The following is a 25,156-nucleotide window of genomic DNA, read 5'->3' on the forward strand; positions in this document are numbered from 1 at the left end:
AATGAAAACGGCGCGGGGTTGGCCGCGCCGTTTTCTTGGGTTCGGGATTGCGGCGCGAAGTGAATTCGCGCCGTCGGTCGGACCTACGGCCCGCCGGCCGATCAGGAGCGAGTCCAGGGATTAGCGAGCGCTAATCCCGGCCGCTCACTGGTTCATACTGTCGAAGAAGTCCTCGTTGGTCTTGGAATCCTTCATCTTGTCGAGCAGGAATTCCATCGCGTCGGTCGTGCCCATCTGCATCAGGATACGACGCAGCACCCACATCTTGGAGAGCTTGCTCTTCTCGACCAGCAGCTCTTCCTTGCGCGTGCCGGACTTGCCGACGTCCATTGCCGGGAAGATGCGCTTGTCGGCGACCTTGCGGTCGAGCACGATTTCCGAGTTGCCGGTGCCCTTGAACTCTTCGAAGATGACTTCGTCCATGCGGCTGCCGGTATCGATCAGCGCGGTGGCGATGATCGACAGCGAGCCGCCTTCCTCGATATTGCGGGCGGCACCGAAGAAGCGCTTCGGCCGCTGCAGCGCGTTGGCATCGACACCGCCGGTCAGCACCTTGCCCGACGACGGTACGACGGTGTTGTAGGCGCGGCCGAGACGGGTGATCGAGTCGAGCAGGATCACGACGTCCTTCTTGTGCTCGACCAGACGCTTGGCCTTTTCGATCACCATTTCGGCGACCTGGACGTGACGCTGCGCGGGTTCGTCGAAGGTCGAGGAGACGACCTCACCCTTCACGCTGCGCTGCATGTCGGTGACCTCTTCCGGGCGCTCGTCGATGAGGAGCACGATCAGGAAGACTTCGGGATGATTGTCGGTAATCGCCTTGGCGATGTTCTGCAGCATCACCGTCTTGCCGACGCGCGGCGGCGCGACGATCAGCGTGCGCTGGCCCTTGCCCTGCGGGCTGACGATGTCGATGACCCGCGCCGACTTGTCCTTGATCGTCGGGTCGAGCTGATCGAGCGTCAGCTTCTGTTCGGGATAGAGCGGGGTGAGGTTGTCGAAATTGACGCGATGGCGGACCGCGTCGGGATCGTCGAAATTGACGCTGGTGAGCCGCGTCAGCGCGAAATAGCGCTCGCCGTCCTTGGGCGCGCGGATCTCGCCTTCGACCGTGTCGCCAGTCCTCAGGCCGAACTTACGGACCTGGTTGGGCGAGATGTAGATGTCGTCGGGACCGGCGAGGTAATTCGCCTCGGGGCTGCGCAGGAAACCGAAACCGTCGGGCAGCACTTCGATCGTGCCCAGGCCCATGATCTGGTCGCCATTTTCGGCCTGTTCCTTGAGGATCGCGAACAGCAGATCCTGCTTGCGCAGGGTCGACGCGCTCTCGACCCCCAGCTCCTCGGCCATCGCGACGAGCTCGGCGGGGGGTTTCTTCTTGAGGTCTTTAAGATGCATTTCGGGTGTAATCCGGGTGTCTTGGGGGAGATTTTTCGAGCTTCTGTCGGCGAGGATCGCGACGATGCTGGAGGAAGGAGGAGAGCGAGCGTCCCGAAGGGCACCGCTCGTCTCCACGATCTATGGAGCGGATTCCCTCAAGTCAAGGCGATCAGAACGGTTTCACCACCACCAGGATGACGATCAGCGCAACGAACAGCGCGGGAAGTTCGTTGACCATGCGGAGCTGCTTCAACGTCAGCGTCGCCTTGCCGGCGGCGAGCTTCTTCGCATAGGCCGTCATCCAGCCGTGATAACCACTCATCACGATCACCAGCAGCAGCTTGGCGTGGAGCCAGCCCTCGTTCCAATGCTGGCCGACGGTCGCGATGGTCAGGCCGAACACCCAGACCAGGATCATCGACGGGGTCATGATGATCTTGCGCAACTTGGTCTCGCGCTCGACCCATTTCGCCGCCTCGGGGGTGCCGAGCGATTCCTGATGATGGACCAGATAACGCGGCAGCATGAACAGCCCGGCCATCCAGAAGATCACGAAAATGACGTGCGCCGCCTTGAGCCACAGATAGATCGAGGCGAGGAATTCCATCATCGATTCCTTACGAAAGTCAGAAGCTGCTCGACATGCGCGATCGGCGTGTCGGGCAGGATGCCATGGCCCAGGTTGAAGATATGCGGGCGGTCGGCGAATGCCGCAAGGATGCCGCGTGCGGCCGATGTCATGGCGTCACCGCCGGTGATCAGCGCGAGCGGATCGAGATTGCCCTGCACCGGCAATCCGTGCGGCAATACGTCATTCGCCCAGACCGGATCGACCGTCTCGTCCAATCCGATCGCGTCGGCCCGCGTCTCGCGCGCATAAGCGGCGAGCTTCGCGCCCGCGCCCTTGGGAAAACCGATCACCGGCGTATCCGGATGCCGCTCGGCCAGCGCCGCGACGATGCGCGCGGTCGGGGCGATCACCCAGCGCTCGAATTCGCTCGGCGCCAGGCTGCCCGCCCAGCTGTCGAACAATTGCACCGCCTCGGCACCCGCTTCGATCTGCTTCGACAGATAGTCGATCGTCACCGTCTCGATCGCGCTGACGATCGCCTGGAATGCCTGGGGATCGCGATAGGCCAGCCGCCGCGTCTCGCCCTGGTCGCGGCTACCTTGTCCGGCGACCATATAGGTGGCGACCGTCCATGGGCTGCCGGCAAATCCCAGCATCGTCGTTTCGGCGGATAACTGCGCGACCACACGGCGCACCGTCTCGTATACCGGCTCGAGCCGGTCCGGCGCCGTCTGAAGCTCGCTGAGCGCGGTATCGACCAGCCTGGGTGCCAGGCGCGGTCCTTCGCCTTGTTCGAACCACAGACGCTGTCCCAGCGCCCAGGGCACCATCAAGATGTCGGAGAACAGGATCGCCCCGTCCATCCCGAAGCGGCGCACCGGCTGCAGCGTGATCTCGCACGCCGCCTCGCTGTCGGTGGCGAGATCGAGGAACCCGCCCTTCTTTTCCCGCAACTCGCGATATTCGGGAAGGTAACGGCCCGCCTGGCGCATCAGCCAGATGGAAGGCACGTCCTGGCGCTCGCCGCGCAACGTCGCGAGTAGGGGTTTTTCCGGAATCTGGACTGTCCCAAGAATCATATAGAAAGAGAGATAAGAAGGTTGTTGCAGTTGTTGGCCGGTGGATGCCGGGGCTTATGCGTTCATCCCGCAAATGCCAACAGCTTGACCCTCGGGCATCCGCGGAATCGTGCCGATTCCCGTTGGCTCATCCCCGTAATCCACAGCTTGTGCGGGGAAATGTTGCCTGTCGATGACGTTGTGGATGAATGACTCATTTTTCCACGGCCGGGCATCGCTTGGCCGCGGTGGCGACTTGCGCTAGCGGTTTTACCGATGTTGCCCACAGGCTTTTCAGCGCGCCGGTAAAATGCGGCTCCATTTGCACCTCCTGTCCGATTCCACCGGCGAGACGCTGGAGAACATCGCCAAGGCAGCGCTGGCGCAATATGACGACGTCGAGACGATCCGGCATTTCTGGCCGATGGTCAGGAGCGAGGCGCATCTCGAGCGCATCCTGCAGGAAATCGCGCATAATCCGGGGCTGGTGCTGTTCACCCTGGTGTCTAGCGAGATGCGCCGCGCGCTGGAGACACGCTGCCGTGCGCTCGGCCTGCCCGCGGTGGCGCCGCTCGATCCGGTCAACGACGCTCTGTCCAATCTGCTCGGCCAGCAGGCGAAGGCGCGGCCCGGCCGCCAGCACGTGCTCGATGCCGCCTATTTCGCGCGGGTCGACGCGATCCAGTTCACCATCGCGCATGACGACGGCATCGGCTGGGAGAATTGGGAAGAGGCCGACATCGTGCTTGCCGGCGTGTCGCGCACCTCGAAGACCCCGACCTCGATCTACCTTGCCAATCGCGGCTACAAGACCGCCAATATCCCGATCGTTCCGGAAAGCCCGCCACCGGCGAAATTGTTCGAGCTCAAACATCCGATCGTCGTCGGGCTGACGACCAGCGCCGATCGCCTGATCCAGGTGCGGCGCAATCGCCTGCTGTCGCTGAATCAATCGCCGGAGACCGCCTATGTCGATCAGGAAGCCGTGACTCGCGAAGTCGCCTTCGCGCGGCGGATGTTCGCCGACAATGGCTGGCCGGTGATCGATGTCACGCGGCGCTCGATCGAAGAGACCGCGGCGGCGATCGTCGCCTTGATCAACGACCAGACGGGTGACGAATGACGGTGATCCTCGCCTCGCAAAGCGCCTCCAGGCGAGCGATGCTCGATGCCGCCGGCGTCACGTATGTCGCCGAGCCGGCGCGGGTCGACGAACATGGCGTCAAGGCGGCAATGGCCGGCCAGCCGGCGCGCGACATCGCCGACGCATTGGCTGAGCTCAAGGCATTGAAAGTGTCGCAGGCGCATCCCGGCGCGCTGGTGCTGGGCAGCGATTCGATCGTCGCGCTCGCCGACGGCAGGCTGCTCGACAAGCCGCTGACGCGGGAACAGGCCGGCGATCATCTCCGTGCCATGTCCGATGGCGAACACGCCTTGTGGAGCGCGGCGGTGATCGCCGAACAGGGCCGTCCGGTCTGGCGTCACGTCGATCGCGCGCGGCTGTTCGTGCGCCCGCTGTCGGAAGCGTTCATCCAGGCCTATCTCGACCTCGAATGGCCGGCGATCGCGGGTTGCGTCGGCTGTTTCCGGATCGAGGGACCCGGCGTCCAATTGTTCGGCCGGATCGAGGGCAGCCACTTCACCGTCCTCGGCATGCCGCTGCTTCCGGTGCTCGACTATCTGCGCACCCGGGGGGAAATGACGTCATGACATATGCCGAAGTGATCGGCGACCCGATCAGCCATTCCAAATCGCCGCTGATCCACGGTTTCTGGCTGAAGGCGCTGGGACTCGACGGCGACTATCGCGCCACCCATGTCACGCCCGAGGGATTGGCCGACTATTTCGCCACGCGCAGGGCCGATCCCGATTGGCTCGGCTGCAACATTACCATTCCGCACAAGGAAACCGCGCTCGCCTTTGTCGAGGATCGCGGTGGGGTTAAGCAATCGATCGGCGCGATCAACCTGGCGTTCCGCTCCGACGGGGCGCTGGTCGGGACCAATACCGACGCGGCCGGATTCTATGCGCCGATTTCGGGGCTGGATCTTGCCGGCCAACCGATCGTGGTGATCGGGGCAGGCGGCGCGGCGCGCGCGATCCTGTTCGCGCTGTCGCGGGTCGGGGTCGGGCCGGTGACCGTGCTCAACCGCAATCCGCTCAAGGGCGCCGCGTTGCTCGCCAGCTTCGGGCTCAAGGGAGACGCGCTCAAGCTCGACGCGCCGCTGCCGCCCGCCGCCTTGCTGGTCAATGCCACCTCGCTCGGCATGGCGGGGCAACCGCCGCTCGATCTCGATCTGTCGCCGCTCCCGGACGACGCGGTCGTATACGACATCGTCTACGCTCCGATCGAAACCGGATTGCTCAAGGCGGCGCGAGCGCGCGACCTCGATATTGTCGACGGGCTCGACATGCTGATCGGCCAGGCGGCGTTGGCGTTCGAACTGCTGTTCGGTGCCGAACCGCCGCGCGACCGCGACGACGAGCTCAGGGCTCTCTTGACGTCATGAAGACGATCGGCCTCACCGGATCGATCGGGATGGGCAAATCGACGGTGGCGCAGATGTTCGCCGATGAAGGGATTGCGGTCTTCGACGCCGACGCCACGGTGCGCTGGCTTCAGGGCCCGGGTGGCCATTTGCTGCCGGCGATCGAGGCGGCGTTTCCCGGAACCACCGGTCCGCATGGTGTCGACCGCGCCGAACTCGGCGCGCGCGTGTTCGGCGACGACGCGGCGATCAAGCGGCTGGAGGCGATCGTCCATCCGGCGGTCGGCGAGGAACGCGCCGCGTTTCTGGCACGACATGCCGATGACGACATGGTCGTGTTCGACATTCCCTTGCTGTTCGAAACCGGCGGAGACCGCAACGTCGACCTGGTCGTGGTGGTGTCCGCCGACGCCGCCACCCAGCAAGCACGCGTCCTGGCGCGCCCCGGCATGACGCGCGAACGTCTTGCCGAGATACTCGCCCGCCAGACCCCCGATGCGGAAAAAAGAGCGCGGGCGGACCATGTCATCGCGACCGATTGCCCGATGGATCAAACCCGGGCCGCCGTGCGTAGGGTGATAGCTTGCGTCCGTGCCAGCCAAGACCGATAAAAGGACAAATGCGCGAAATCGTCTTCGACACCGAAACCACCGGCCTCTCCTTCAGCGGGGGCGACCGTATGGTCGAGATCGGCTGCATCGAGATGATCAATCGAGTCGAAACCGGGCGCAGTTTCCACCTCTATTTCAACCCCGATCGCCCGATGCCGGTCGAGGCATTTCGCGTCCACGGCCTGTCGGACGTGTTCCTGTCGGACAAGCCGCGCTTCCACGAAAAGGTCGATGAGCTGCTCGAGTTCCTGGGCGACGATTCGCGGCTGGTCGCGCACAATGCCAGCTTCGACTTCGGGTTCCTGAACGGCGAACTCGCCAGGATCGGCCGCGAGGTTATTTCGCTCGACCGTATGATCGACACCGTGGCGATGGCGCGACAGCGCCATCCGGGCGCCAAACATTCGCTCGACGCTCTGTGTGCCCGCTACGGCATCGACCGCAGCCACCGCGTGCTCCACGGCGCGTTGCTCGACGCGCAATTGCTGTCGCAAGTCTATGTCGAGCTGACCGGCGGCCGCCAGATCGGCCTGACCCTGGTCAGCGAAGTCGAGGAGACGATCGAAATCTCCGTGGTCGAGATCGATCCGCGCACCGCCCAACCGCGGCCGATGCGCGTGTTCGAGCCGAGCGCGGAGGAACTGGCGCGCCACGCAGGGTTCGTGGCGACGCTCAAAAACCCTTTATGGGGGGCCGAGGCGTCCGGTTGACGCGCGTTGCGATGGACAAGGCGAATGCGCCGCTATCGCCAAGAATGGAGAAGAGAAAATGGATATCCGTGTCTCGGGACATCAGGTTGAAACGGGCGAAGCGCTGAAAAGCCATGTCCAGGATCGCCTCCAGGGTATTGCGGACAAATATTTCTCGCGCGCCATCTCTGCTCAGGTGACTTTCGGGAAAGGCCCGCACGACAATCGATTCAAATGCGATGTCGTCGCCCACGTCATGCAAGGCCTGGTGCTGAAAGCCAGCAATGACGGCAACGACGCGCACGGCGCGTTCGACGGATCGGCCGACAAGATCGAGAAGCAATTGCGCCGCTACATGCGCCGGCTGAAGGATCGCAAGGCGGCCGGGACCGTCGCCAACGGTGAGATCGAGCCTGACGCCAATGCCGGCTATACCCTGTTCCAGGAATCGACCGACGAGGACGAAGCGGGCGATTCGCCGCTGATCATCGCCGAAACCCGAGTCGACGTGCCCGAGGCATCGGTGTCCGACGCGGTGATGATGCTTGATCTGCGCAACACCCAGGCGCTGATGTTCAAGAATAGCGGGACGGGATCATACAACATGGTCTATCGCCGCGGCGACGGCACGATCGGCTGGGTAGAGCCGCAGCGCGCCAGCTGATCGGACACAAGCGTCGTGCGGAAAAGCGGGCGCCGGTTTTCCGCACGAGGCGACCACGACAAAGTAGAGAGCGGGATATGATCGACTTGTCGGACCTGATCCGGCCCGAGGCGGTGGCCGAGGGGCTGGCGGCGGCGAGCAAGAAAATGCTGTTCCAGCAGATCGGCGCGCTCGCCGCGACGGCCTATGGGATCGACGCCAAGGCCGCGGCCGAGGGACTCGCCCAGCGCGAGAAACTCGGCTCGACCGGGTTCGGCGGCGGCATCGCCATTCCGCATGCGCGGATCGAGGGGATCGATGCGATCCACGGGGTGTTCGTGCGGGTGGCGCGGCCGCTCGATTTCACCGCGGTCGACGATCTGCCGGTCGACCTGGTGTTCGCTTTGTTCTCGCCGCCCGATGCCGGCGCCGCGCATCTCAAGGCACTGGCGCGGGTATCGCGGCTGCTGCGCGACGTGGCCTTCGTCGCCAAATTGCGCGGTGCGGGGTCGAAGGATGCACTCTACTTCCTGCTGACCCAGGACGAGGCACGAGATGCCGCCTGAATCGGGCGGTGTGGATTCGGGTGCCCAGGCGCATTTTCGCGCGCTCGAATCGCTCTATGCCGCGGCCCCGATCAATCAATTGTTCAAATCGCGGTTGGAGATTCCCGAAAGCGGAGTCGCGCGGATCCATTTCGAGATAGGCGAACAGCATTATCATGCCGGCGGTGCTGCGCATGGCACGAGCTATTTCAAGATGCTCGACGATGCCGCCTTTTATGCCTGCAACAGCCTGGTCACCGATCGTTTCCTTCTCACCACCGCGTTCAACCTGCTGTTCACGCGACCGCTGAAAGTGGGCCCGGTGGTCGCCGAGGGGAAATGGGTCAGCGGCCAGCGCCGCGTGTTCGTCGGCGAGGCGCGGTTGATCGACGAGCATGGCGAGGAAGTCGCGCGCGGCACCGGCACGTTCATGCGCTCCTCGATCCCGCTCGCCGGGCTGCCCGGATATCGGAGCTAGCGTGACGCAAGCGCGGCTGGCGACCGGCGCGCTGGTCAATGCGCTGGTACGGCGCGCCAACCGGGCAGGTGGTTTCGCCACCGTTCTGGCCAAGGGCGACGCGACCGCCGGGGCCGTGCTGGTGGTGGCACAGGATCGCGGTCAGCTTGTCCGGCTGTGGGAACGCGGCATTGGTCCGAGCGGCAATGTCGAACTGATCGCGGTCGGCCCGGAGGGCGATGCGCAGGCATTGACTGAGTATTGGGCGAAACGCCGCCGAAACGATCCCGACCTGTGGGTAGTGGAACTGGATATCCCGCAGGCGGAACGGTTCGCCGCTGAAACCCTCATCGGCGATTGACCTGCTGCGTTGCACAATTAAAGGGCTCATCCACCAATTATCCGCGTTGTGCCGCGATGGGGTGCGATCCCTAACGGTTACGCAGTCGGGTGGTGGTCCGGGCGATCCTCTTTCTTGCGATCGCGTCCGCGCCCCAACCGCACTTTAGCAAGTCTAAATGCTGTTTTCCTCTCGCGCCGCGAGCCTCGCGGCGACGTTCATTGCACTAACCACGCTCGCCGGTTTCACCGCATCGAGCAAGGCCCTGGGTGCGGATCGCGACGCAACGCTGATCCCGGCAATCGCCACCACGGCCACCACGTCCGCTATCAACCCGTCAGTCCCCAAGCCGGTTCCATCGATCGAACCAGGCGACAGCACGACGACCTCTCCGAATGAGGTCCGGACGACGGCGCCTGCACCCGCGCAGGGGCTCCAATTCGCCAGTCTGGCCGCGGCGGTCGCTGGGCAGGATGTTGACGAAGGCGCCGATTCCGAATTGTCGTGCCTTGCCGGCGCGGTCTATTTCGAAGCCAAGGGCGAGCCCCTGTCGGGTCAGCTCGCCGTCGCCAACGTGATCATCAATCGCGCCAATTCGGGCCGCTTCCCGAGCACGATCTGTGGCGTGGTCAAGCAGCCGGGACAATTCTCGTTCGTCCGCGGCGGGACGATCCCGGCGATCCGCTCGGCCGCGCAATATCGTACCGCGATGGCCATCGCGCAGGTCGCGATGGACAAGGAATGGGACAATCCCACGCCCGGCGCGCTCTATTTCCACGCCCGCCGCGTATCGCCGGGCTGGGGTCGTCCGCGCGTCGCGACGATCGGCAATCACGTCTTCTTTCGCTGATTTGATGCGTTAGCGCGCATGCGCGGCACCAGCCCGAGCGGGCTGGTACTGCTCGTTTGGCTGACGCCAAACGAAAAACGCGTCTTCACGATGTTCCCGTGATGTTCTAAAGCGGGGAGATGCTTGATGTGTCTCCCCGCTGTCCTCCGACAGGAACCGAGGCGCTGTGTGCGGCCGATGTCGCGCGCGGCGTCATTCGCATGCTCGCTCGCCACGATCTCGCGGCGATGACCGAAGTGCCGCTCGACGGCGGCAGGCGCGCCGACATCATGGCAATCGATTCGCGCGGCCAGATCGTCATCGTCGAGATCAAGGTGTCGCGCGCCGATCTGCTCGGCGACGGCAAGTGGTTCGACTATCTCGACCATTGCGACCGCTTCTTCTGGGCGGTGCCCGACGGTTTCGACCACGGGCCGCTGCACGGCGAGGCCTTCCTGCCCGAACGATCGGGCGTGATCATCGCCGACCGCTACGACGCGGCTATCCTGCGCGAAGCAGCGACGCACCCGTTGAGCACGCCGGGGCGCAAGAAATGCACCCTCGCCTTCGCGCGGCGCGCGGCGCGTCGGGCTAGCGGCTTGGCCGATCCCGAGCTGGGGTTCTTGCTCCAGGCGGAGTAAATTTTACTCGCACAAAGACACAAAGCCACGAAGGTTGTCGCCAGCGTGACAGCGCGCTGCTCACGTCAATCGTCACGGGCGAAAGAAAGAGCCTCGCAAAGCGAGGCTCAATTTTCAGCTTCCTAATCCGCACGGTTTCGGTGGGCAAAGCCCTTCTTCGTGGCTTCGTGTCTTTGTGCGAGCCAATCGGCAGCCTAATCAGTGCCGGAAGTGGCGCATCCCGGTGAACACCATCGCCAGCCCGGCTTCGTCGGCCGCCGCGATGACTTCGTTGTCGCGAATCGAGCCGCCCGGCTGGATCACTGCGGTGGCGCCCGCCTCGACCGCGGCGAGCAATCCGTCGGCGAAGGGGAAGAAGGCGTCCGATGCAACGGCGGAGCCGATCGTGCGCGGCGTCGCCCAGCCGGCCTTGTCGGCGGCGTCCTTGGCTTTCCAGGCGGCGATCCGGGCCGATTCGAGTCGGTTCATCTGCCCCGCGCCGACCCCGGCGGTGGCGCCGTCCTTGGCATAGACGATAGCATTCGACTTGACGTGCTTGGCCACCGTCCAGGCGAACAGGCAATCGGCCAGTTCCTGAGGCGTCGGCTGGCGCTTGGTCACCGTCTTGAGGTCGGCCGCGGTGACCCGGCCATTGTCGCGTCCCTGGACCAGCCAGCCGCCGGTGATCGACTTGACGTCCAACCCGCCCCGCGCCGGATCGGGCAATTCGCCGGTCAGCAGAAGCCGCAGGTTCTTCTTGGCCGCGAACAGCGCCAGCGCTTCCTCGTCGGCGTCGGGCGCGACCACGACTTCGGTGAATATCCCGGTGATCTGGCGCGCCGTCGCCGCGTCGAGCGGGCGGTTGACCGCGATGATCCCGCCAAACGCCGATACGGTGTCGCAGGCGAAGGCCTCGGCATAAGCGGTCTCGAGGTTCGCCGCGGTTGCGACTCCGCATGGATTGGCGTGCTTGACGATGACGCAGGTCGGCGCGGCATCGCGGAACTCGGCGACGAGCTGGAGCGCGGCGTCGGCGTCGTTGAGATTGTTGTAGCTGAGCTCCTTGCCCTGCACCTGGCGTGCCTGGCCGATGCCGCGAGCGGACGGGCCGGCATGACGGTAAAAGGCGGCCTGCTGGTGCGGATTCTCGCCATAGCGCAGCACCGTCGGCTGGTTGAGCACGAGCGGCAGCGTCTCGGGGAACATCTGGCCCTGGTCGGCGAATCCGAACCAGCTGGCGATCATAGAATCATAGGTCGCGGTTGCGGCGAACGCCTTGGCGGCCAGCTTCTTGCGTTCCTCGAACGTCGTCTCGCCCTTGTCGAGCAGCGCATAGTCCGCAGGGTCGGTGACGATCGCGACAAAGGCATGGTTCTTCGCCGCCGAGCGCACCATCGACGGACCGCCGATATCGATATTCTCGACGATCTCGTCGCGCTCGGCACCCTTGGCCACCGTCTGGGCGAACGGATAGAGATTGACCACGACCAGGTCGATCGCGCCGATCGCATGCTCGTCCATCGCCTTGGCATGTGCGGGATCGTCGCGCACCGCGAGCAGGCCGCCATGGACCATCGGGTGGAGCGTCTTGACCCGCCCGTCCATCATCTCGGGGAAACCGGTCAGGTCGGATACGTCGCGGACGCTCAGCCCGGCGTCGCGCAGCGCCTTGGCAGTGCCGCCCGTCGAGACCAGTTCAACGCCCTTGGCGGCAAGTCCCGTGGCCAGCTCGACGATTCCGGTCTTGTCTGAAACGGACAGCAGCGCCCGCCGGATGGGGACGATATCGGTGGCCATGGCGATTTCCTGTGTTGGGCTGGGAAGCAGACGCCGCCCCCATTGCCGATCAGGTCGCGCGCTTCAAGGCCCAGCTGATATTCTCGCCGCCCGCCGCCGCCTCGCCGCTTACCACCAATTGCTGGGTGGAGACCGGGCGGCCGTCGGGATCGATCCACAAACTCTCCTCGATCGTCAGCGATCCGCCGCGGCAGCGGAATTGCCACAGCCGCCCCGACGGCAAGCGCAAAAGTGCCGCCATGCCGTCAGCGGTCGGTGCGGCCTCGACCCCTGCCCCCAGATGGAAGCGGATCGCGAACGGGATCGTGCCGACCTTGCGCTTGCGCCCGGCCGGCAACAGCATGTCGTCGCCGCGCAATTCGCGGCCGTCGCTCGCCAGCAGCAATTGGCGGCGGTGGAGGAAGCCGAAGCGCCGGGCATAACCGTCATGGCTCGCTTCCAGCCGGCTGGCGCCGTTGCTCTCCTGCCGCGCCAGTTCGACCTCGGCGACGCCTTTGCCCAAGGTGCCGTCGGCATGGATCGCGGTCGAATTGCTGTCGCCGACCACCAGAGTCGAATGCGCCGCGGTGGTGCGCAGCCCTTCGGACAATGTCGCCGGGATCTGCGCGATCGCCGAACGGGCGCCGCCGCAATTGACGATCAGCCGTTCGGCGCCATCGGACATTTCGAAGGCCAGGGTCGAGGCGCAACCGCCTTCCGCAAGCCGCGACACAGGCGGCGGCGCGGCATCGACGATGACCACCGCTTCGCCCTGCGCCAGCCGCTGATAGCCCCAGTCGCGCGCCTGGCGCAGCGGCCGCGCGCGCACGCCCGTCGCCGCGACGATCTCGTCGATCCGCTCGCCGCGGATCGGACCGCCACCTTGCCAGCTGGAGAGGCCATGATCGCCATGGCAGACGCCCTGCAGCGCGGGAACCATCCGGCCGAGCGCGGCCGACAAGGCCGCCGGCGGCGCCAGCCGCCGCGCCGTATAGGCCTCGCGCAACATGGTCAGCAGCATGATGATGTCGACTTGCGCCAGCGGCGCGCGCGCGATCACTCCGCCATCCTCATAGACGGCGCTCTCGATCGCCTTTTCGAGCCCATCCTCGCCGATCTGGCGGCGCGGATCGCCGCCCGGGATCAGCAGCCCGGCGCAGATTACGCCGCACCAGGCCGCGATCCGCGCGACTCCGGCGGGCGCCTTGTCGGCGCTGCGGTCGAGGTGCCGCGCGCCGCGCGCCAGCGTGTTGAGTACCTTGCTGCGATAGACCAGATCGGACGACGAGAGGATCAGCGGCGCATGCGCGGTCCAGTGGAGAATGCGCCGGCCCCACAATTCCGGCGTCCAGGCGGGCTCGCTGACCTTATCGGCATGGGCTTCCAGCCACAGCCGCATGATCGTCTCGGCGATCGGAACGCCGACCGGGCGCGTCGCCACCGTCGACAGGTCGCGCAGCCAGGCGAAGCTGTGGAGGTAATGCGCGAGAGGCTTCGACCAATCGGGCTTGGCGAAATCGAGATCGGCGATCGCCACGCTGTCGCCGCGGAACGCGACCCGACCGTCGAGCAGCGCATTGCCGCGCCGCGGGTCGCCGACGAACGGATCCTCGGGCACCGCGACCAGCTTGAGCGGATGGCGGCCACGCAGGCGGAGCGCGTGGAGCGGCGTGCGCCAGGTGAGCTTGCGGAAGCGTTCTGCGACGCGGTCGGCGAGCGACAGGCCGGCGCTGCTGCCGATGCGGATCAGCCGCTTGCCTTCGTCGATCCCGTCTGACGCGCGTTCCTCGCTCACCCGTCCCTCAACGCCGCGATATTGGCGGCATAGGCACTCGGCCCGCCGCGGAAAGTGGCAGTGCCGGCGACCAAGGCGTCGGCACCCGCCGCGATCACCCGGGGCGCGGTCTCGCGATCGATCCCGCCATCGACTTCCAGGTCGACATCCAGCCCCTGCTTGTCGATCATCTTGCGGATGGCTTCGATCTTGCGCAGCGCCGAAGGAATGAAGGTCTGCCCGCCGAAACCTGGGTTGACGCTCATCACCAGCACCAGATCGACTTCCTCGAGCAGGTAATCCAGCGCCTTGGCCGGGGTCTGCGGCGTCAGCACCACGCCGGCGCGCTTGCCCAGGCTGCGGATATGGCGAAGGCTGCGATGGATGTGCGGCCCCGCCTCGACATGAATCGAGATCGTGTCGGCGCCGGCTTCGGCGAATTGGTCGAGATAGGGATCGACCGGCGCGATCATCAGATGGACGTCCAGCGGCTTGGCCGTGTGCGGGCGGATCGCCTTCACCACTTGCGGCCCGATCGTGATGTTGGGGACGAAATGTCCATCCATTACATCGACATGGATCCAGTCGGCGCCGGCGGCGTCGATCGCGCGCACTTCCTCGCCCAGTTTCGCAAAATCGGCACTCAGGATCGACGGCGCAATACGGACGGGCTTGGACATGGCTTGCTCTAACCGGCCCTCGCGAATCGGGCAATGAAGAAGCCGTCGCATCCGCCCTGCTCGGCCAGCGCACCTGGCAGAATGCGTACCCAGCCGCGCGGATCGGGCGCGATTCCGGCCGGCAACTCGTCGGCGCGGACTGGATCGATCGTGAAATCGCGATTGGCGGCGAGGAAGGTTTCGACCTGTTCCTCGCCTTCCTCGCGCTCGAGCGAGCAGGTGGCATAGACCAGCTTTCCGCCCTTCTTCACCCAGCCGGCGGCCTGGACCAGCAATTGGCGTTGAAGATGCGCCGCTTCCTCGATGATCGCCGGGTGGACGCGGTGGAGCACGTCGGGATGGCGGCGGAAGATGCCGGTCGCGCTGCACGGCGCGTCGAGCAACACCGCGTCGACTGGTGCCTGTGGCGACCAGAAAGCGACGTCGGCGGCGACGATCTCGGCATTCAGATGCGTACGCGCCAGATTGTCGCGGAGTCGTGCCAGACGACTCTCCGACGCGTCGACGGCGGTGACCGACCATCCCGCGGCGGCGAGCTGCATCGTCTTGCCGCCGGGCGCGGCGCAGGCGTCGATGACACTCCCTGTCGCCGGGCCGAGCAGGCGCGCCGGGATCGCGGCGGATAGATCCTGCACCCACCAATCGCCTTCGGCAAAGCCGGGCAGGTCAGGGATCGCGGTCCCGCGCGGCAGGCGGCGCTGGCCGGGCATCAATTCCAGGCCTTCCGGCCCTTCTTCCCCGCGCAATGTCAGGTCGACCGGCGGCGGTTCGGCCATCGCCCGCCGTGCCGCCAGCACGACCTCGTCGCCCCAGGCCGCTTGCCACCGCAGGGCGACCGCATCGGGCAAGGCCGGCGGTTCGGGCAGGGTCGCCTTGCGCCGGTCGAGCGTGCCGAACACGCCATGGACCAATTTGCGTGGACCGCCATCGACCAGCGGCAGCACGGTCGAAATCGCCGCATGCCCCGGCGTTCCTAGGCGCAGCGACTGGGCGAGCGCGATGCGCAGTGCGAACCGCGCCTTGGCGTCATGCGGCAATGGCCGCTGCGTCGCCGAGTCGATCAACGCGTCGAGATCGGGCAGATGCCGCAGCACCTCGGACGCGATCGCGCGCGCCAACGCACGGTCGTTATCGGCCTTCAGGCTGGACAGCACGCGCGGCGCGGCTTGCTCGAGCGTCTCGCCGCGTCGGAGCACGGCGTCGAGCAGACGAAGCGCGGCCTGGCGCGCGGGAACGCCGGGGGGAAGCGAGGAATTAGACAAGCAGGAAATATCCAATCGTAATCAGCGCGGAGATCCCGGCAAGCCAGACGATCAGCCCGAGAAGGACGGCGGGCACATAGCCGACCCGACGATCCGGACGAAACGCTTTCAGGATGAGCGCCCCGGTCCCCCAGATCAGGCTGTCCAGGACCGTGTCGATAAAAAGATCTGCTATGAAACCGCCCAACAGGCCCTCCGGCACGATCGGCACTTGCGCCGATCCTTTGCTGCGCCAATGTGGTTCGTCGACGATCAGCGTTCAATCAACGGACCCATCATGCCCCGCCCCCCGCACGTCAAGCCGCCCGCTTATCTCACGCCCAGCCCGCCGGTGCCTGAGCCGGAAAAGGTCGAACCGTCGGAGAAGGATCCGCTCGACAAGGATCCGACGCGGTATGGCGACTGGACGCTGAAGGGCATCGCGGTCGATTTTTAATCTTCGTCACCCCGGCCTTGTGCCGGGGTCCACCGGGCGGCAAGCCAGGAAAAAAGAGCTCTAGCTGCTCGCTAACCTGCGCAGTGGATGCCGGGACAAGCCCGGCATGACGACAAGATTTTGATCTGCTCGATCATGCATAGCCATTCCGGTCGCTTCGACGCCATCCGCACCGGCGCCCAACGGTTTCGGCCAGGAAGGCGACCTACCCCTCCTCCACCCAAGCCGTCAGCAAGGTATGCGCGATGGCATAATGCGGCGGCGACAGGAACGGCGCGGACGGGTCGCCGGCCAGCGACTTGCGGACATCCTCCCGGCTGACCCACATCGCATCCTGCAGCTCATGGGGATCGATCGTGATGACGTCGTCCTCGGCCTCGCCGATACAGGCCATCATCAGCGATGACGGGAACGGCCAGGGCTGGCTGGCGACGTAGCGGACGTTGCGCACGCGCACCCCGGCTTCCTCGAAAATCTCGCGCGCGACCGCTTCCTCGATCGACTCGCCCGGCTCCATGAACCCGGCCAGCGCCGAATAGCGTCCCGCCGGCCATTGCGGCCCGCGCCCGACCAGCGCGCGGCCCGAATGTTCGGCGATCATGATCACCACCGGATCGGTGCGCGGGAAATGCTCGGCGCCGCAGTTCGGACACGAACGACCCCAGCCGCCACGGAACATCGCCGTCTGCGTCCCGCAATTGGCGCAGAATTGATGGCGGCTGTGCCAGTCGAGCACGCTGCGCGCCGCGGCATAGGTCTCGGCTTCCTCCGGCCGCATCAGGTCGAGCGCACGGAACAGGCTGGGCGAGCGTCCAGCCGGCGCGCGCATGCCCGGGACATAAGCGGCGAAATGCGGCTTGCCTTCGATCAATCCCAGCAGGACCAATTCGGCATCGTCGGGCGCGTCGGCCAGGCTGGTCCAGCCCAGCGTGCCGTCCTCCGCCACCTCGGGCTCGAAATTGTCGAGCTTGAGCAGCCTGGCGCGCCAGTCGCCCATCGCCGCCGCCAGTTTCTCGGGATCGTGACGCAGCGGATCGGCCCGGTCGAGCGGGCTGCCGGTAAAGCCGGGGCGAATCATTTGGCCCGGAAACGCTGCATGTCGCTGATCAGCGCCTTCACCGTCTCGTCGCGGATCGGCCATTTGTCGGCGGGGAAGTAATTGACCATGATCGTGCCGCGGATCTTCTTGACCGGATTGACCCAGGCCGCGGTGCCGGCGGCTCCGCCCCAGCCGTACGTGCCGGCGCCCATCGAATTCGCCTTGTCCTCCAGCACCACCGATCCGCCGGCGCCGAAGCCCATCTTGGGCCCCGCGGTTCCGCCGGTGGCGCCAGCCACTCCGCCGAACTCGACACCGGCGGGGAGGAGGTTCGACATGGCGAGCCTGGCGGTTTCCGGCTTCATGATGCGGACGCCGTCCAGCTCGCCATAATCCTGCAGCATGTGCAGGAACCGGTCATAGTCGCGCGCCGACATCACCAGTCCGGCGCCGCCATAGGGAAAGCTGGGCGGCGACAGATAGGCCGAGGTCGCGGCCGGATCGATCGCGAACAGCTTGTTGCCGGGCAGGAAAGCGTAATTGGTCGACAGCCGCCCGACCTCGCCCGCCGGGACCGTCCAATAGGTCGACGTCATCTTGAGCGGGTCGAGGATGCGCGTCTGGACGAACGCGTCGAAGCGCATCCCGCTCGCCTTCTCGATCACCGCGCCCATCAGGTCGAGCCCGATCGAATAGCTCCACTTGGTGCCGGGATCGGCGATCAGCGGAACGCTCGCCACGCGGTCGGCGAATTCCTGCAGCGATGTCGGACGCGTCTTGCGCGCATCGACCTCCATCGCCGCATTGACCTGACCGGGGGTGATGCCCTTGTCCATATAGAGCTGGAGCAACGGGCCCTTGGTAATGATGTTATAGCCCAGGCCGGCCGTGTGCGTCAGCAGATTGCGGACCGTGATCGGGCGTACGGCGGGGCGGCTGTCGATCGTATTCTCGTTGAGCTGGACGCGCATCGTCTTGAACGCGGGCAGGAAGTCGCTGATAGGCTCGTCGAGCTTCATCTTGCCGTCCTCGATCAGGATCATCGCCGCCATCGCGGTGATCGGCTTGGTCATCGAATAGACCCGCCACAGGCTGTCGGGCCCGGCCGGCGCGGCATTGGCGTCGGTCGCGATCTTGCCCGACGCGACGAACGTGGTGGGCAGGTCGCCGGTACCGAACGCGCCGACGATGCCGGGCATCTCGTTCTTGGCGACGTACGAATCGTAGAGCGCCTGAGTGTCCGGAAGAGGGCTTGCCGGCGCGGCCGCGGGCGCGGCGGCCGACATGGGCAAGGCGGCCTGTTGCGCGGCGGCGGCACCGGCCAGCAGCGCGATCGTGGCGGTAGCGATAAACAAGGGGGGCACGCGCATCGTCAAAACTCTCCCGTCGCTCTAGCGGCCTTGGCGAAGACGGTCGGCAGACCGGCTTCTCCAAGCGACTCGATCGGCCACCATTCGGCGCCGTCGGGCGCTGCATGACGGTCGACGACGGCGCCCGCAAGCGCCAGCTGCAATCTGAAATGGGTAAAGACGTGTTCGATGCGCCCCGCCAGCATCTGCCAATCGGCCGAGAGCGGAGCGTCGGCGAGGCCCGGCGCCGAATCGACCCAGGGCCCGGTCGGCAGCGCGCGCATGCCGCCGAGCAGTCCCTTGGGCGGCCGTCGCACCAACAGCACGTCGCCGCCGCTTCGCGCCCAGAAGATGGTGCCGTGGCGCGTCGGCTTGCCTGCTTTTGCCGGCTTGACCGGATAGGCTTCCTGGTCGCCGGCCGCATTGGCCGCACATCCGTCGCGCAGCGGGCAGAGCAGGCATTTGGGCGCGCGCGGGGTGCAGATCGTGGCGCCGAGGTCCATCATTGCCTGGGCGAAATCGCCGGCGCGCTCGTTCGGTGTCAGCGTCGCGGCGGCCGGGCGGATCGCGGCTTTCTCCTCGAGCCGGAACAATCGCGCGACGACGCGCTCGACATTGGCGTCGACCACGGTCGCGGGCGCGTCGAACGCGATCGCGGCGATCGCGGCGGCGGTATAGTCGCCGATCCCCGGCAGCGCGCGCAGCTCGGCCTCGGTGCGCGGAAAGACCCCCTCATGCTCGGCGACCACGGCGCGCGCGCAGGCGACCAGGTTGCGCGCCCGGGCATAATAACCCAGCCCCGCCCATGCCGCCATGACGTCGGCCTCATCCGCCCGGGCCAGGCTGGCGAAATTGGGCCAGCGCGCTATCCAGGCGGCGAAGCGCGGACCGACCGCCGCGACGGTGGTCTGTTGCAGCATCACTTCGGACAGCCAGACGCGATACGGATCGGCGGATTCGCCGGGTCCCGCGCGCCATGGCAGGGTGCGGCGATGCGCGTCGTACCAACGCAGCAATGCCGGCGCGACAAAACCGGACAAGGATGGTGCGGAAGGAAGCTTGGCGGCCACCCCGCGGCTATGGCATGGATAGCCGAATGAGCAAGCGCGCCACTCCCAAAGGCCCCGCCAAACCCGTATCCGAACGGCCCCGGAGCGGACCGGCGCGCGCGGTCGGTGACTTGCTGCCCCAGGTCGGCGGCGCGGCGTTCCGCCGGTTCGGCTTCGTTCAGTCGGGAATCGTCACGCGTTGGGCGGAAATCGTCGGCCCCAAATATGCCGGCGTGTCGTCGCCCGAATCGATCCGCTTTCCGCCGGGCAAGAAAGCCGAAGGTGTGCTCACCGTCACGGTGAAAGGTGCCCACGCGGCAATGATGCAGCATATCGCGCCCGAGATCGTCGAGCGGGTCAATCGCTTCTTCGGCTATGCCGCGGTCGCGCGGCTCAACCTCAAGCAAGGCAGGGTCGCCGAGCGCCCGTCGCGCGCCGCGCCGCCCAGCCTGCGTCCCGCGCCGACCCCGCCTGCCGAACTCGGCCCGGGGCTGCGCGCGATCGCCGATCCCGAATTGCAGGCGGTGCTCGCGGCACTCGCCGCCGGCGTCGCGGGTAATCGCGGCATCCCCGTCCTTGGGCCCGTCAAAGTGCCCGTCATCGGAAAGACCGAAAAATGATCCGTTCGTTGCTGGTGTTGGGATTGATTGCCGGACTGCCGCTTGCCGCCGGTGCCGCGACCAGGGCGCCGGCGAAAAAGGCCGCCCCGGCCAAGCGCGCGCCGGCCAAGGTCAATTGGGTCAATGTCGTCGCCGCGACGCCCGAAGGCGGAATGCGGATGGGCAATCCCAATGCCAAGGTGAAGCTGATCGAATATGGCTCGCGCACCTGCCCGCATTGCGCAGCGTTCGACAAGGAAGGGCTTCCGGTCCTCAAGGCGGGGCCGATCGCCGCAGGCAAGCTCAGCTACGAATTCCGCGATTACCCGGTCCATGGCGCGTTCGATCTCGGCCCGATCTTGCTCGGTCATTGCGTCTCGCCGGCGCAATTCTTCCCGTTGCTCGACGCGATGTTCGCCAACCAGCAGGCGCTGACCGCCAAGGCGCAGGCGGCCGAAGCCAAGGTACAGGCGATGACCAACCCCACACCCAATCAGGTCGCGACCAGCTTCGCGACGGAGCTCGGCTATGTCGATTTCGTCAAGCGCCGCGGCATGGCGCCCGCGCGCGCTCAGGCTTGCCTGGCGGCGCGCGCCGGGGTCGACCGGATCGTCGCGGTGACCAATGCCGGCGAGAAGCAATATTCGATCACCGGCACGCCAACCTTCGTCATCAATGGCACCAAGGCCGATAACGTCTATGACTGGGCGGCATTGCAGCCGTTGCTCGCCGCCGCCGGCGTCTGAATTTTCCCCAAGGGAGTAACATATGAAGATTTCGCCCCTGTTTGCCGCTCTGCCCTTGCTGGCGCTCGCCGCTTGCGGCGGGTCGGGTAACGACGCCAACAGCTCGACCCCGGCCGCCCCGGTCGCCGCCAAGCCAGCGCCCGCCGGCACGTCCTGGGTCGATACGGTGGTGAAGACGCCCGAAGGCGGCTTCCGGATGGGCAATCCCGACGCGCCGCTCAAGATCGTCGAATATGGATCGCGCGCCTGCCCCTATTGCGGCAAGTTCGATCAGGAAGGGTTCCCGGCGCTCAAGGAAAAGTACATCTCGGCCGGCAAGGTCAGCTACGAGTTCCGCGAGTATCCGGTCCACGGCCCGCTCGACCTCGGCCCGATCCTGCTCGGCCAATGTTCGGGCGACACCGCGACCTTCTTCCCGATCCTCGATCAGATGTTCGCCAACCAGCAGACGCTGCTCGCCAACGAACAGCAGGTGTCGGCCAAGGTCCAGGCGGCGCAGGGCGCTACTCCCAACCAGGTTGCCACCATGTATGCCGAAGGCCTGGGCTATCTCGATTTCATGAAGCAGCGCGGCCTGCCCGAGGACAAGGCGCGCGCATGCCTCAACGACAAGGCGGCGATCGACAAGCTGGTCGAGCGCACCAAATTCGCCAACGACAAGTTCCAGATCAGCGGCACGCCGACCTTCATCATCAACGGCGAAAAGCTCAACGATGTCGGCGACTGGGCGACGCTCGAACCCGTGCTCAAGGCACGGGGCGCCTGATCGCCGAACGCGCCGGGGGGCTGATCACAGGATGCAGATCAAACGGCTGAGGCTGTCGGGGTTCAAGAGCTTCGTCGACGCGGCCGATCTCCGCATCGAACCGGGGCTGACCGGCGTGGTCGGCCCCAATGGCTGCGGCAAGTCCAATCTGCTCGAGGCATTGCGCTGGACGATGGGCGAGAACAGCCCGAAGTCGATGCGCGGCGCAGGGATGGACGACGTCATCTTCGCCGGCACCGACAAGCGTACCGCGCGCGACTTCGCCGAAGTGTCGATCCTGGCCGAGATCGACGGCAGCGAGACCGAGGTGGTGCGGCGGATCGAGCGCGGTGCCGGATCGGCCTATCGCATCGACGGGCGCGACGTCCGCGCCAAGGACGTCGCCTTGCTGTTCGCCGATGCCGCGACCGGCGCGCATTCGCCGGCTCTGGTCAGCCAGGGGCGGATCAGCGCGGTGATCTCGGCGCGGCCGACCGAGCGCCGCGCGATGCTCGAAGAGGCGGCGGGGATCGCCGGCCTCCATGTCCGCCGCAAGGATGCCGAGCAAAAGCTGCGCGCGACCGAAGCCAATCTGCTGCGGCTCGACGAGATCATGGCCGACCAGGAAGCGCGCGCCTCGGCGCTCAGGCGCCAGGCGCGCCAGGCCGAGCGCTATCGGTTGCTGTCGGATCAGATTCGCGTCGCCGAGGGTCGGATGATCTTCGCCCGTTGGCGCGACGCCGCGGCGGCGGCCGATGCCGCCAAGGCCGAAGCCGCGCAATGTGAGGAAAGGGTTGCGGCCGCGGCCGAGGCGCAGCGTGCGGCGACCGCGCACCAGCATGCCGCAGCCCAGGCACTGGGCGATGCCCGTGCGGCGGCGACCGCGGCGCGCGAGGCAGCGAGCGACGCCGCCCACGCCCTCGCTGCGCTGCGCGCCGAGCATCAGGGCGCCGAGCGGCGGATCGCCGAACTGGCCGATCAGCGGACCCGGATCGGCGAGGATCGCGCGCGCGAAGGCGCGCTGGCGGTCGACGCCGCCGAGGCACTGGCGCGGCTCGACGCCGAGACGAAATTGCTGGCGAAACGTGCCGACGAGGCGGCGGCGCGGCTGCCCGCGCTCGACGCGACGTTGGCGGAGGCCGAGCGCGCGGCACGCGATGCCGATGTCGCGCTGGCGCAAGCGATGAGCCGGCAGGCCGCCGAACTCGCCGATGCCCGTGTCGCCGACGCCGCGGTGGCGGCGGCCAAGGCGCGGCACGACCGCGCGCTGCGCGACCAGACGACCTTGGCGGCCGAGCAAAGGGCATTGGGCGATGCCGCGCCGCTGCGCGAGGAGCGCGAGCGGGCGATCAAGGCGCGCGCCGACGCGCTCGAATCGACCGAGACCGCGCGCGGCGCCCGCGCCCGCGCCGATGCCGACGAACGCGCCGCGCAGGAAGCGCGCGACGCCGCCGAACAGGCGCGCGCCGCTGCCCGCGCCGAACTCGCCGCGATCGAGAGCGAAGTGCTCGCGCTCGAAAAGACGACGCGGCCGTCGGGACGCGACAAATTGCTCGACCATGTTCGCGCCGCGCCGGGCTACGAACGCGCGTTGGCGGCGGCGCTGGGCGACGATCTCGAAACCGGGCTCGACGCCAAGGCCGATCGCTATTGGGCCGGCGCCGAGCCGCAGCCGGGCGACCCCCCGGCGGCGGGGCTGACCCGGCTCGCCGACCATGTCGAGGCGCCGGCGGCGCTGGCGCGGCGATTGGCGCAGATCCTGGTCGCCGAACAGGACGATCAGCGCGCGCTGGCGGTCGGGCAGCGGCTGGTCACGCTGGGCGGGATGCTTCGCCGTTGGGACGGCTATGTCGCCAAAACCGGTGGCGCGGCCGCCGCCGAACGGCTCGAACGAATCAATCGCCTCGCCGCGCTCAACAAGGCGCGGCCCAAGGCGCAAGCCGCGGTCGAAAAGGCCAATGCCCAGCTCGACGATGCCGAACGCCGCATAGCCGCCGCGCGCGCCGATGCCCAGGCGGCACGAGCCTCGCTCGAACGCGCCGAACACGCCGCGCGCGAGGCGAGCCGCGCGGAGGACCGCGCCACCGCCCAACTCGAACGGATCGAGGCGCAGCGCGCCGATCTCGATACGCGGGCGCGCCGGGTAGCAGCCGAAGCCGGTGAGGCCGAAGCCGAACTGGCGCGTGCGGAAGCGGCCCGCGCTGCCTTGCCTGATGGCGCCGACACGCGCGCCGCGGTCGCGCAGCTCCAGGCCGAGGCGGAGGCGCGCCGCGCTCATGCGTCCAACGCCCGCGCCGACCGCGCCCAGCTCGACCGCGCGGTCGCTGCCGACCGCGAGCGGCTGGCCGCGGCGGAGGCCGAGCAGAAAGGCTGGAAAGCGCGCGCCGGTGAGGCGGCTAAGCGCATCGCCGACATGGACAAGCGCGAGGCGCAACTCGCCGCCGCAGCCGAGACGGCGGAAGCGCGTCCGGCGCAACTCGCGGCGCAGATCGCGGATCAGGAATCGCGCCATGCCGAGTTGCGCGCCGCCGCCGACACCGCCGCACTGACCGAGCGCGAGGCGGAAGCGCGCGTCCGCAATACCGACGAGGCGGGGCGGATCGCTTCGGAAGCGCTGTCGCTGGCGCGAGAGGCGCGCGCCGGGGCGACCGCGCGCGCCGAGAACCAGGATTCGCGCCGGATCGAGATGGCACGGCTGTCGGGCGAGCGGTTCGCCTGCCCGCCGCCCCTGCTCGGCGAACGCGTCGGGTTCGATCTCGAGCAGGTCGGCGACCCACAGGACGAATCGGTCAAGCACGACAAATTGCTGATCGATCGCGAGCGGCTCGGACCGGTCAATCTGGTGGCCGAAACCGAACTCGCCGAACTCGATTCGCAGCGCACCGATGCCGCCGCCGAGCGCGAGGAACTGGGCCAGGCGGTCGCCCAGTTGCGCGGCTCGATCGGCACGCTCAACCGCGAAGGCCGGCAACGCCTGCTCGCCGCGTTCGAGGCGGTCAACGGCCATTTCCAGCGGCTGTTCACCACTTTGTTCAACGGCGGCGCGGCGCGGCTCGAACTGGTCGATTCGGACGATCCGCTCGAAGCCGGGCTGGAGATCATGGCGCAGCCCCCGGGCAAGAAGCTGCAGTCGCTGACCCTGCTGTCGGGCGGCGAACAGGCGCTGACCGCGGTCGCGCTGATCTTCGGCCTGTTCCTGACCAACCCGGCGCCGATCTGCGTGCTCGACGAGGTCGACGCGCCGCTCGACGACGCCAATATCGAACGCTTCTGCGACCTGCTCGACCGGATGACGCAGGAAACCGCGACGCGTTACCTGATCGTCACGCACAATGCGGTGACGATGAGCCGCATGCACCGCCTGTTCGGCGTGACGATGGTCGAACGTGGGGTGAGCCGGCTGGTGTCGGTCGATCTGGGTGGCGCGGAGAGTTTGCTGGCGGCGGAATAGACCTAAGCCCCTCCC

27 protein-coding genes are annotated in these 25,156 nt (G+C 66.8%); 16 read left to right on the top strand and 11 right to left on the bottom strand.

The genetic code is table 11. The features are described from left to right. Nucleotides 1–144: 144 nt before the first annotated feature. From rho to hemE, 3 genes are all read right to left on the bottom strand, one after another. Nucleotides 145–1,401, bottom strand: a complete 1,257-nt coding sequence (gene rho, locus Q0L25_RS09805) for a transcription termination factor Rho (RefSeq protein WP_296613779.1) — start codon at nucleotides 1,399–1,401, stop codon at nucleotides 145–147. Between the two features lie 151 nt (nucleotides 1,402–1,552). Then, nucleotides 1,553–1,993: a CopD family protein gene (locus Q0L25_RS09810; RefSeq protein WP_296613782.1), complete on the bottom strand. Its 441-nt coding sequence runs from the start codon at nucleotides 1,991–1,993 to the stop codon at nucleotides 1,553–1,555. Then, nucleotides 1,990–3,033: a uroporphyrinogen decarboxylase gene (gene hemE, locus Q0L25_RS09815; RefSeq protein ID WP_296613784.1), complete on the bottom strand. Its 1,044-nt coding sequence runs from the start codon at nucleotides 3,031–3,033 to the stop codon at nucleotides 1,990–1,992. The genes Q0L25_RS09810 and hemE overlap by 4 nt, the downstream gene beginning before the upstream one ends. 289 nt (nucleotides 3,034–3,322) lie before the next feature. Here hemE and Q0L25_RS09820 point away from each other — a divergent pair, with 289 nt between their 5' ends. The 11 genes from Q0L25_RS09820 (at nucleotide 3,323) to Q0L25_RS09870 (ending at nucleotide 10,256) form a co-directional block, all read left to right on the top strand. After that, the gene (locus tag Q0L25_RS09820; protein ID WP_066589417.1) at nucleotides 3,323–4,135 is read left to right on the top strand and encodes a pyruvate, water dikinase regulatory protein; all 813 of its coding nucleotides are present in this window, start codon (nucleotides 3,323–3,325) and stop codon (nucleotides 4,133–4,135) included. Further along, on the top strand, nucleotides 4,132–4,722 hold the full coding sequence (locus Q0L25_RS09825) for a nucleoside triphosphate pyrophosphatase (protein WP_296613787.1): 591 nt from the start codon (nucleotides 4,132–4,134) through the stop codon (nucleotides 4,720–4,722). The genes Q0L25_RS09820 and Q0L25_RS09825 overlap by 4 nt, the downstream gene beginning before the upstream one ends. Then, nucleotides 4,719–5,522, top strand: coding sequence for a shikimate dehydrogenase (locus Q0L25_RS09830; protein WP_296613789.1), 804 nt, complete (start codon nucleotides 4,719–4,721; stop codon nucleotides 5,520–5,522). The genes Q0L25_RS09825 and Q0L25_RS09830 overlap by 4 nt, the downstream gene beginning before the upstream one ends. Then, complete coding sequence (coaE, locus tag Q0L25_RS09835) at nucleotides 5,519–6,112, top strand: dephospho-CoA kinase (protein WP_296613791.1); 594 nt, start codon at nucleotides 5,519–5,521, stop codon at nucleotides 6,110–6,112. Before Q0L25_RS09830 ends, coaE begins: the two co-directional genes overlap by 4 nt. 8 nt (nucleotides 6,113–6,120) lie before the next feature. Further along, a complete protein-coding gene (gene dnaQ / locus Q0L25_RS09840; protein ID WP_296613792.1) occupies nucleotides 6,121–6,822 on the top strand; it encodes a DNA polymerase III subunit epsilon in 702 nt (233 codons plus the stop codon). A 58-nt stretch (nucleotides 6,823–6,880) separates the two neighbouring features. Next, entirely contained in the window at nucleotides 6,881–7,465 is a 585-nt protein-coding gene (raiA, locus tag Q0L25_RS09845; RefSeq protein WP_296613794.1) for a ribosome-associated translation inhibitor RaiA, read from the top strand. A 77-nt stretch (nucleotides 7,466–7,542) separates the two neighbouring features. After that, nucleotides 7,543–8,010 carry a PTS sugar transporter subunit IIA gene (locus tag Q0L25_RS09850; protein ID WP_296613796.1) on the top strand — a complete coding sequence of 156 codons (468 nt, stop codon included), beginning with the start codon at nucleotides 7,543–7,545 and terminating at the stop codon, nucleotides 8,008–8,010. Continuing rightward, entirely contained in the window at nucleotides 8,000–8,467 is a 468-nt protein-coding gene (locus Q0L25_RS09855) for a PaaI family thioesterase (protein WP_296613797.1), read from the top strand. The genes Q0L25_RS09850 and Q0L25_RS09855 overlap by 11 nt, the downstream gene beginning before the upstream one ends. Nucleotide 8,468: 1 nt before the next feature. Next, nucleotides 8,469–8,807, top strand: a complete 339-nt coding sequence (locus Q0L25_RS09860; protein ID WP_296613798.1) for a DUF1491 family protein — start codon at nucleotides 8,469–8,471, stop codon at nucleotides 8,805–8,807. Nucleotides 8,808–8,964: 157 nt separating this feature from the next. Next, nucleotides 8,965–9,636: a cell wall hydrolase gene (locus Q0L25_RS09865; protein ID WP_296613800.1), complete on the top strand. Its 672-nt coding sequence runs from the start codon at nucleotides 8,965–8,967 to the stop codon at nucleotides 9,634–9,636. A gap of 119 nt (nucleotides 9,637–9,755) precedes the next feature. Beyond that, nucleotides 9,756–10,256, top strand: a complete 501-nt coding sequence (locus Q0L25_RS09870; protein ID WP_296613802.1) for an MmcB family DNA repair protein — start codon at nucleotides 9,756–9,758, stop codon at nucleotides 10,254–10,256. A gap of 198 nt (nucleotides 10,257–10,454) precedes the next feature. Here Q0L25_RS09870 and purH read toward each other — a convergent pair whose 3' ends face one another. From purH to Q0L25_RS09895, 5 genes are read right to left on the bottom strand one after another with little or no spacing between them, the layout of a single operon-like run. Next, the gene (gene purH, locus Q0L25_RS09875; protein WP_296613803.1) at nucleotides 10,455–12,032 is read right to left on the bottom strand and encodes a bifunctional phosphoribosylaminoimidazolecarboxamide formyltransferase/IMP cyclohydrolase; all 1,578 of its coding nucleotides are present in this window, start codon (nucleotides 12,030–12,032) and stop codon (nucleotides 10,455–10,457) included. Between the two features lie 49 nt (nucleotides 12,033–12,081). Further along, nucleotides 12,082–13,806: a heparinase II/III family protein gene (locus Q0L25_RS09880; RefSeq protein ID WP_296613805.1), complete on the bottom strand. Its 1,725-nt coding sequence runs from the start codon at nucleotides 13,804–13,806 to the stop codon at nucleotides 12,082–12,084. Beyond that, on the bottom strand, nucleotides 13,803–14,465 hold the full coding sequence (gene rpe, locus Q0L25_RS09885; RefSeq protein WP_296613806.1) for a ribulose-phosphate 3-epimerase: 663 nt from the start codon (nucleotides 14,463–14,465) through the stop codon (nucleotides 13,803–13,805). The genes Q0L25_RS09880 and rpe overlap by 4 nt, the downstream gene beginning before the upstream one ends. An 8-nt stretch (nucleotides 14,466–14,473) precedes the next feature. Further along, complete coding sequence (locus Q0L25_RS09890; RefSeq protein WP_296613807.1) at nucleotides 14,474–15,727, bottom strand: transcription antitermination factor NusB; 1,254 nt, start codon at nucleotides 15,725–15,727, stop codon at nucleotides 14,474–14,476. Then, the gene (locus Q0L25_RS09895; RefSeq protein ID WP_296613809.1) at nucleotides 15,720–15,938 is read right to left on the bottom strand and encodes a hypothetical protein; all 219 of its coding nucleotides are present in this window, start codon (nucleotides 15,936–15,938) and stop codon (nucleotides 15,720–15,722) included. The genes Q0L25_RS09890 and Q0L25_RS09895 overlap by 8 nt, the downstream gene beginning before the upstream one ends. Before the next feature lie 63 nt (nucleotides 15,939–16,001). Here Q0L25_RS09895 and Q0L25_RS09900 point away from each other — a divergent pair, with 63 nt between their 5' ends. After that, a complete protein-coding gene (locus tag Q0L25_RS09900; protein ID WP_157093974.1) occupies nucleotides 16,002–16,163 on the top strand; it encodes a DUF1674 domain-containing protein in 162 nt (53 codons plus the stop codon). A gap of 205 nt (nucleotides 16,164–16,368) precedes the next feature. Here Q0L25_RS09900 and nudC read toward each other — a convergent pair whose 3' ends face one another. The 3 genes from nudC to Q0L25_RS09915 are packed head-to-tail and all read right to left on the bottom strand — an operon-like array spanning nucleotide 16,369 to nucleotide 19,567. Further along, nucleotides 16,369–17,241 carry an NAD(+) diphosphatase gene (nudC, locus tag Q0L25_RS09905; RefSeq protein ID WP_296613810.1) on the bottom strand — a complete coding sequence of 291 codons (873 nt, stop codon included), beginning with the start codon at nucleotides 17,239–17,241 and terminating at the stop codon, nucleotides 16,369–16,371. After that, the gene (locus tag Q0L25_RS09910) at nucleotides 17,238–18,572 is read right to left on the bottom strand and encodes a serine hydrolase (protein ID WP_296613812.1); all 1,335 of its coding nucleotides are present in this window, start codon (nucleotides 18,570–18,572) and stop codon (nucleotides 17,238–17,240) included. Before Q0L25_RS09910 ends, nudC begins: the two co-directional genes overlap by 4 nt. Before the next feature lie 2 nt (nucleotides 18,573–18,574). Then, on the bottom strand, nucleotides 18,575–19,567 hold the full coding sequence (locus tag Q0L25_RS09915) for an A/G-specific adenine glycosylase (protein ID WP_296615665.1): 993 nt from the start codon (nucleotides 19,565–19,567) through the stop codon (nucleotides 18,575–18,577). Nucleotides 19,568–19,647: 80 nt separating this feature from the next. Between Q0L25_RS09915 and Q0L25_RS09920 the strand changes: the two genes are divergently transcribed. From Q0L25_RS09920 to smc, 4 genes are read left to right on the top strand one after another with little or no spacing between them, the layout of a single operon-like run. Further along, nucleotides 19,648–20,220: a DUF721 domain-containing protein gene (locus tag Q0L25_RS09920; protein WP_296613813.1), complete on the top strand. Its 573-nt coding sequence runs from the start codon at nucleotides 19,648–19,650 to the stop codon at nucleotides 20,218–20,220. Next, the gene (locus tag Q0L25_RS09925) at nucleotides 20,217–20,945 is read left to right on the top strand and encodes a thioredoxin domain-containing protein (RefSeq protein WP_296613815.1); all 729 of its coding nucleotides are present in this window, start codon (nucleotides 20,217–20,219) and stop codon (nucleotides 20,943–20,945) included. The genes Q0L25_RS09920 and Q0L25_RS09925 overlap by 4 nt, the downstream gene beginning before the upstream one ends. A gap of 22 nt (nucleotides 20,946–20,967) precedes the next feature. Next, nucleotides 20,968–21,711 carry a thioredoxin domain-containing protein gene (locus Q0L25_RS09930; protein ID WP_296613817.1) on the top strand — a complete coding sequence of 248 codons (744 nt, stop codon included), beginning with the start codon at nucleotides 20,968–20,970 and terminating at the stop codon, nucleotides 21,709–21,711. Nucleotides 21,712–21,742: 31 nt separating this feature from the next. Next, entirely contained in the window at nucleotides 21,743–25,141 is a 3,399-nt protein-coding gene (gene smc / locus Q0L25_RS09935; RefSeq protein WP_296613818.1) for a chromosome segregation protein SMC, read from the top strand. Nucleotides 25,142–25,156: the final 15 nt, after the last annotated feature.

Origin of the sequence: Sphingomonas sp. (assembly GCF_024508665.1) — a bacterium.
Classification (GTDB): Bacteria; Pseudomonadota; Alphaproteobacteria; order Sphingomonadales; family Sphingomonadaceae; genus Sphingomonas.

Excerpts from the sequence above, each read along its gene's own strand:
- Q0L25_RS09910 (WP_296613812.1), bottom strand. The coding sequence starts at position 18,572 with ATGCGCGTGCCCCCCTTGTTTATCGCTACCGCCACGATCGCGCTGCTG.
- Q0L25_RS09920 (WP_296613813.1), top strand. The coding sequence starts at position 19,648 with ATGAGCAAGCGCGCCACTCCCAAAGGCCCCGCCAAACCCGTATCCGAA.
- Q0L25_RS09865 (WP_296613800.1), top strand. The coding sequence starts at position 8,965 with ATGCTGTTTTCCTCTCGCGCCGCGAGCCTCGCGGCGACGTTCATTGCA.
- Q0L25_RS09925 (WP_296613815.1), top strand. The coding sequence starts at position 20,217 with ATGATCCGTTCGTTGCTGGTGTTGGGATTGATTGCCGGACTGCCGCTT.
- nudC (WP_296613810.1), bottom strand. The coding sequence starts at position 17,241 with ATGATTCGCCCCGGCTTTACCGGCAGCCCGCTCGACCGGGCCGATCCG.
- Q0L25_RS09870 (WP_296613802.1), top strand. The coding sequence starts at position 9,756 with ATGCTTGATGTGTCTCCCCGCTGTCCTCCGACAGGAACCGAGGCGCTG.
- Q0L25_RS09855 (WP_296613797.1), top strand. The coding sequence starts at position 8,000 with ATGCCGCCTGAATCGGGCGGTGTGGATTCGGGTGCCCAGGCGCATTTT.
- Q0L25_RS09930 (WP_296613817.1), top strand. The coding sequence starts at position 20,968 with ATGAAGATTTCGCCCCTGTTTGCCGCTCTGCCCTTGCTGGCGCTCGCC.
- Q0L25_RS09825 (WP_296613787.1), top strand. The coding sequence starts at position 4,132 with ATGACGGTGATCCTCGCCTCGCAAAGCGCCTCCAGGCGAGCGATGCTC.
- Q0L25_RS09830 (WP_296613789.1), top strand. The coding sequence starts at position 4,719 with ATGACATATGCCGAAGTGATCGGCGACCCGATCAGCCATTCCAAATCG.
- dnaQ (WP_296613792.1), top strand. The coding sequence starts at position 6,121 with ATGCGCGAAATCGTCTTCGACACCGAAACCACCGGCCTCTCCTTCAGC.
- Q0L25_RS09810 (WP_296613782.1), bottom strand. The coding sequence starts at position 1,993 with ATGATGGAATTCCTCGCCTCGATCTATCTGTGGCTCAAGGCGGCGCAC.
- hemE (WP_296613784.1), bottom strand. The coding sequence starts at position 3,033 with ATGATTCTTGGGACAGTCCAGATTCCGGAAAAACCCCTACTCGCGACG.
- rpe (WP_296613806.1), bottom strand. The coding sequence starts at position 14,465 with ATGTCCAAGCCCGTCCGTATTGCGCCGTCGATCCTGAGTGCCGATTTT.
- Q0L25_RS09820 (WP_066589417.1), top strand. The coding sequence starts at position 3,323 with ATGCGGCTCCATTTGCACCTCCTGTCCGATTCCACCGGCGAGACGCTG.
- purH (WP_296613803.1), bottom strand. The coding sequence starts at position 12,032 with ATGGCCACCGATATCGTCCCCATCCGGCGGGCGCTGCTGTCCGTTTCA.
- smc (WP_296613818.1), top strand. The coding sequence starts at position 21,743 with ATGCAGATCAAACGGCTGAGGCTGTCGGGGTTCAAGAGCTTCGTCGAC.
- rho (WP_296613779.1), bottom strand. The coding sequence starts at position 1,401 with ATGCATCTTAAAGACCTCAAGAAGAAACCCCCCGCCGAGCTCGTCGCG.
- raiA (WP_296613794.1), top strand. The coding sequence starts at position 6,881 with ATGGATATCCGTGTCTCGGGACATCAGGTTGAAACGGGCGAAGCGCTG.
- coaE (WP_296613791.1), top strand. The coding sequence starts at position 5,519 with ATGAAGACGATCGGCCTCACCGGATCGATCGGGATGGGCAAATCGACG.
- Q0L25_RS09850 (WP_296613796.1), top strand. The coding sequence starts at position 7,543 with ATGATCGACTTGTCGGACCTGATCCGGCCCGAGGCGGTGGCCGAGGGG.